The organism is Streptomyces sp. NBC_00654, from assembly GCF_026341775.1.
GTDB lineage: Bacteria > Actinomycetota > Actinomycetes > Streptomycetales > Streptomycetaceae > Streptomyces.
Genome location: NZ_JAPEOB010000013.1, coordinates 1 through 4,472, shown reverse-complemented (window position 1 = coordinate 4,472; position 4,472 = coordinate 1). Strand labels below are relative to the sequence as shown.

Here is a 4,472-nt window from a genome sequence, read left to right as displayed (position 1 = left end):
GAAGGTGTACTGGGGCACCCCCCAATAGTACGGCTGTTCGAATACCGGATGCCAATGACCACGCCGACCGTCCCAGAGCATCCCCCGATACCCGTCAGCGGATGCGCGTGACAGTGAGAACACCGTGGCGGCCGCCCCGGCGAGGACCTCGACCACGAGAGCGGTGTCCAGGCCGGTGTAGGCCTCGCCCTCGACCACACCCCCACCGGTCTCCGCCGCTCCGGCGAGCTCCCGGCCGATCCGCGCGGCCAGCCCCGCGGCGAGGCGGGCCGACAGCCTCACCCCGCTCTCCCCGACCGGGACCAGCGCCAGGCGCCGGGGCCGGAACCGCGGGCCGGTGAACCCCACGACCCTCGCCTCGGCGGTGTCCGCGTGCCGCACCTTCACCCAGCCACGCCTGCCGGCGGGATAGGGAACGTCCCGCTTCGCGACGATCCCCTCGATCCCCAGCGACCGAAGCGACTCGTACCAGTCCCGTGCGACGTCGTAGTCGTCGCTCGACGGCACCACCTGGATCGGCGGACCGACACCGGCGAGAAGCTCGACCAGGAAAGCGCGGCGGGCGGTGTAGGGGCGGGCGGTGATGTCGCCGTGGGCGGGGTGGTGCAGGACGTCCCAGACCATGTAGGAGGCGGGGTTCCGGGCGGCAAGGGTCCGGGCGCGGGGCAGGGTCGAGGCGGCGCGGGACTGGACCGCACTGAAGTCGAGCTTCCCGTCTTTCCAGATGACGGCTTCGCCGTCCAGGACCGTGCCCGGGGGCAGGAAGTCCATGCCGGCGGTCGCGAGGTCCATCCAGTGGCTGGTGGCGACCCGTCCGGACCTCGCGTACAGCACCACGGAGTCCTCCGTGCGGCGCAGCACCATCCTGTGGCCGTCCTTCTCCAGACTGCGTGGTGTCTCATGAGACATCGTCGGGATGGTCGGCTAGTCGGTGTTGCTCTCGCATCGACCACGTCCGCGGCGACGGTGCCCTGCGACCGCAGTGGGGCAACTACCGCTGTCAGACCCAGGTGGCAGCATTATCGAAGTGAACGCCCTGAGGCGTCCTCAACTCACCTCCGTAGCGAACGAAGAGGAGCATTCCCCTTGCGACTGCATCGCGTAACGCCCGGCATCGTCGCGGGCATCCTTGCCCCGGCCCTCCTGCTCGCCACCCCGTCCTTCGCCGCCACGGCGGCACCGGCCGCGGTGACGGTGCCCGCGGTGTCCTCGTCCGCGGACGAGCCGGACGCCGACGACCTGAGGGTGGCCATATTCCGGATCCTCGCCGACCCGGACAGCGGCCGGCGTGTGACACGAGAAGCCAACGCCCTCCTGGACGCCAACGACCCCGAGGCGATGCGCGCCTGGCTGGAGACCGGCTACCGCATCGCCCAGGCCGAGGACGACCGCGTCGCCATCGCCCGCATCCTCGCCGACCCGTCCATCAGCCCCGCCCTGCGCGCGGCAGCCAACGCCGCCCTCGACGACAACACACCCGAAGCGCTGCGCTACTTCCTGGAAGTCGGCAGGTACCAGATCGCCTGACCGGCACAGCGCCGAACCACAGCACGTCGCCCGGGTGGCAACTCCTGCCGCACGCCCGGTCGCCGGAACGCCGAGAATCCGGGCGGGGCCGCCTGCACCTCTGTGTGCCGGCGGCCCCGCCCGGCAGGCCCTGTCCCGGCTTGGCGCCCTCGCAGAGTTCTGTGGACTCGCCGCCCTGAGGTTCCCCCGTCACTCGGGAGTCGCTGATCAGCTGGTCAGGACGGGTTGGCGGGCGTTCAGGTTCGCTTGTTTGGCTGTCGCCTGCTCGGCGTAGTGCCTTTCCTCGAACTCGATCGGGCTGAGGAAGCCGAGCCGTTCCTGGATGCGGCGGGAGTTGTAGAAGCCGTCGATGTACTCGAAGAGCGCGACGTTCGCCTCGGCCCGGGTGGCGAAGGTGCGGCCGCGGAGTCCCTCGGTTTTGATGAGCATCCAGAGGTTCTCCGCGAGGGCGTTGTCGTATGAATCTCCGACGGACCCCATGGACGCCTCAGCTCCCGACCGCATCAACCGGGTTGTGAGCTTGATGGATGTGTATTGGGTGGATTCAACTGATCGTCGCAACACCTCGACCCTGGAGGTGTTGGATGGGTCGGCCAGCGGGATGGGCCACGCGGCTGACGGGGCGTCCGGCAATGCGGTCGCCGGGACGGCCCCCAATCCGTCGGGAGGTGGAGCGGGCTTTCTGGATGAAGATCGCCGAGGGGATGACCAGCGAGGCGGCGGCGGTCTCGTGCGGCGTATCCCCAGTGGTGGGGTCCCGTTGGTTCCGTGAACGTGGCGGCATGCCGTCGATCCAGCTCAGCACGCCCTCGGGCAGATACCTGTCCTTCACGGAACGCGAAGAAATCGCGCTGCTCAACGCCCAGGGCCTGGGAGTCCGCGAGATTGCACGCCGCCTGGGCAGGGATCCGTCGACCATCTCGCGGGAGCTGCGACGCAACGCGGCCACCCGCGGCGGGCAGCTCGGCTACCGGGCCTCGATCGCCCAGTGGAAGGCGGAACTGGCGGCACGGCGTCCGAAGACGCCGAAGCTCGTGGCCGATGAACGGCTGCGTGAGTATGTGCAGGACCGGCTCGCCGGGGATGTACGTCGTCCGGACGGAACACAGGTCACCGGGCCGAAGACGCCTCGGTGGAAGGGACGGAACAAGCCCCGCCGTCAGGACCGGCGGTGGGCGACGGCCTGGAGTCCCGAGCAGATCGCGGGCCGGCTCAGGACGGATTTCCCCGATGATGAGTCCATGCGCATCTCGCACGAGGCGATCTACCAGGCGCTTTACATCCAAGGACGTGGAGCCCTCAAGCGTGAGCTGGTCGGCTGTCTGCGTACCGGGCGTGCGCTGCGGGTTCCCCGCGCCCGAGCCCGACGGCGGGCGAACGGGCACGTCACCCCCGAGGTGATGATCAGCCAACGACCGGCCGAGGCCGAGGACCGGGCAGTCCCGGGACACTGGGAAGGCGACCTCATCATCGGCACCGGCAAGTCCGCGATCGGCACTCTGGTCGAGCGCACGACCCGGTTTACCATGCTGCTGCACCTGCCCCGGATGGAAGGCTTTGGCACCGAGCCGAGGGTGAAGAACGGGCCGGCGCTGGCCGGTCTGGGTGCCGAGGCCGTCAGGGACGCGATCGCCTCCACGATCACCACGCTGCCCGAGCAGCTGCGTCGCTCGTTGACCTGGGACCGCGGCAAAGAACTGGCACAGCATGCCCGGCTCCGCGTCGACACCGGCCTCGAAATCTACTTCGCGGACCCGCACAGCCCGTGGCAACGCGGCACGAACGAGAATACGAATGGGTTGCTGCGGCAGTACTTTCCGAAGGGCACGGACTTGTCCCGATGGCAGACAGACGACCTCGCAGCCGTTGCACTCGCCCTCAACAGCCGCCCCCGCAAAACCCTCGGATGGAAGACACCCGCTGAAGCCCTCAACGAACACCTACTCTTGACTCAAGAAGCCGGTGTTGCGACAACCGATTGAGTCCGGGTTGGCAGCCGTGATCCGCATGGTGAATGAGCTTTCCGGGCTCGACCTCGCGGCTGGCGAGCGCGTACTCCAACGTGGTCAGCACCAGGTCGGCGTCCGCGCGGGCAGAGGTCTCCCAGGCCACCACCCGGCGGGAGAAGGCGTCGCGGATCGCCGAGAGCCACAGCGGCCCCTCCCCGGTGGAGATCATCGTCAGGTCGGTGACCCACAACCGGTTCGGCGCCGGTGCGGTGAAGTTCCGGTTGACCAGGTCCGGGGCGAGGGTGGCCTTGGGATCCCGGCGGGTGAAGCCCTTGCGGCGTGGGCTGACCCCGGAGATGTCGGCTTCGCGCATCAATCGCTCGACCCGTTTGCGGCCCACCCGGGCGCCCTCGCGATGAAGGACGGCGTGCACGCGCGGAGAGCCGTAGATCCCGCCGGACTCCGTATGGATTTCCTTGATCCGCTCGGTCAGCTCGACGTCGCGGCGCCGGCGTTCGCAGGGCTCCTTCTCGGCGCGGCGCCAGCGGTAGTAGGTGGAGGAGGGGATATGCAGCTCCCGAAGTACGCACTCGACTCCCAGGCGGGGATGCTCGCTGACGAGCGCCGTTACCTGGGCCGGGTCGGGTCGAGTTGCGCCGCGAAAAACGCCGAGGCTGTCCGCAGGACATCGTTGGCCCGCTTGAGCTGGGCGTTCTCCTTACGCAGGGCCGTGAGCTCGGCGCGTTCGTCCGTGGTGAGACGGTCGTCGCGCTCGCCGGCGTCCGCCTCGGCCTGACGGATCCAGCCGCGCAGAGCCTCGGGGTGCACGCCGAGGTCGACGGCCATCTTTTTGATCTGCGGCTTCGGCTCAGTAGTGCGATACATCCGTACCGCACGCTCACGCAACTCAAGCGAGTATTTCCGGGGAGCAGCCATGGTCGATGTTCCTCTCATGAGTCCCATCTGACCTGCTGTCAACCGACTCCGCATCTCGGG

The 4,472-nt window shown here is 68.7% G+C and carries 6 protein-coding genes; 2 read left to right on the top strand and 4 right to left on the bottom strand.

The window, feature by feature from the left end; all coding sequences use genetic code 11:
- Positions 1-909, bottom strand: a 909-nt coding sequence (locus OHA98_RS42590; RefSeq protein WP_266933796.1) for a hypothetical protein, incomplete at its 3' end; no start/stop codon positions are given.
- A 177-nt stretch (positions 910-1,086) separates the two neighbouring features.
- On the opposite strand from OHA98_RS42590, the gene OHA98_RS42585 reads away from it, so the two are divergent.
- The gene (locus OHA98_RS42585; RefSeq protein ID WP_266933794.1) at positions 1,087-1,527 is read left to right on the top strand and encodes an ALF repeat-containing protein; all 441 of its coding nucleotides are present in this window, start codon (positions 1,087-1,089) and stop codon (positions 1,525-1,527) included.
- Between the two features lie 207 nt (positions 1,528-1,734).
- Here the strand turns inward: OHA98_RS42585 and OHA98_RS42580 are convergent, their stop codons facing one another.
- Positions 1,735-2,007 carry an IS3 family transposase gene (locus OHA98_RS42580; protein WP_266932762.1) on the bottom strand — a complete coding sequence of 91 codons (273 nt, stop codon included), beginning with the start codon at positions 2,005-2,007 and terminating at the stop codon, positions 1,735-1,737.
- Between the two features lie 104 nt (positions 2,008-2,111).
- Here OHA98_RS42580 and OHA98_RS42575 point away from each other — a divergent pair, with 104 nt between their 5' ends.
- Positions 2,112-3,509 carry an IS30 family transposase gene (locus tag OHA98_RS42575; RefSeq protein ID WP_266927527.1) on the top strand — a complete coding sequence of 466 codons (1,398 nt, stop codon included), beginning with the start codon at positions 2,112-2,114 and terminating at the stop codon, positions 3,507-3,509.
- On the opposite strand, the gene OHA98_RS42570 is transcribed toward OHA98_RS42575, so the two are convergent.
- A complete protein-coding gene (locus tag OHA98_RS42570; protein WP_266930816.1) occupies positions 3,457-4,077 on the bottom strand; it encodes an IS3 family transposase in 621 nt (206 codons plus the stop codon). The two genes, OHA98_RS42575 and OHA98_RS42570, sit on opposite strands and share 53 nt — an antisense overlap.
- A 26-nt stretch (positions 4,078-4,103) precedes the next feature.
- Complete coding sequence (locus OHA98_RS42565) at positions 4,104-4,412, bottom strand: transposase (RefSeq protein WP_266927975.1); 309 nt, start codon at positions 4,410-4,412, stop codon at positions 4,104-4,106.
- Between the last annotated feature and the right edge of the window lie 60 nt (positions 4,413-4,472).

Coding starts and splice junctions, on each gene's coding strand:
- OHA98_RS42565 (WP_266927975.1), bottom strand. CDS start 4,412: ATGGCTGCTCCCCGGAAATACTCGCTTGAGTTGCGTGAGCGTGCGGTA.
- OHA98_RS42575 (WP_266927527.1), top strand. CDS start 2,112: ATGGGTCGGCCAGCGGGATGGGCCACGCGGCTGACGGGGCGTCCGGCA.
- OHA98_RS42580 (WP_266932762.1), bottom strand. CDS start 2,007: ATGGGGTCCGTCGGAGATTCATACGACAACGCCCTCGCGGAGAACCTC.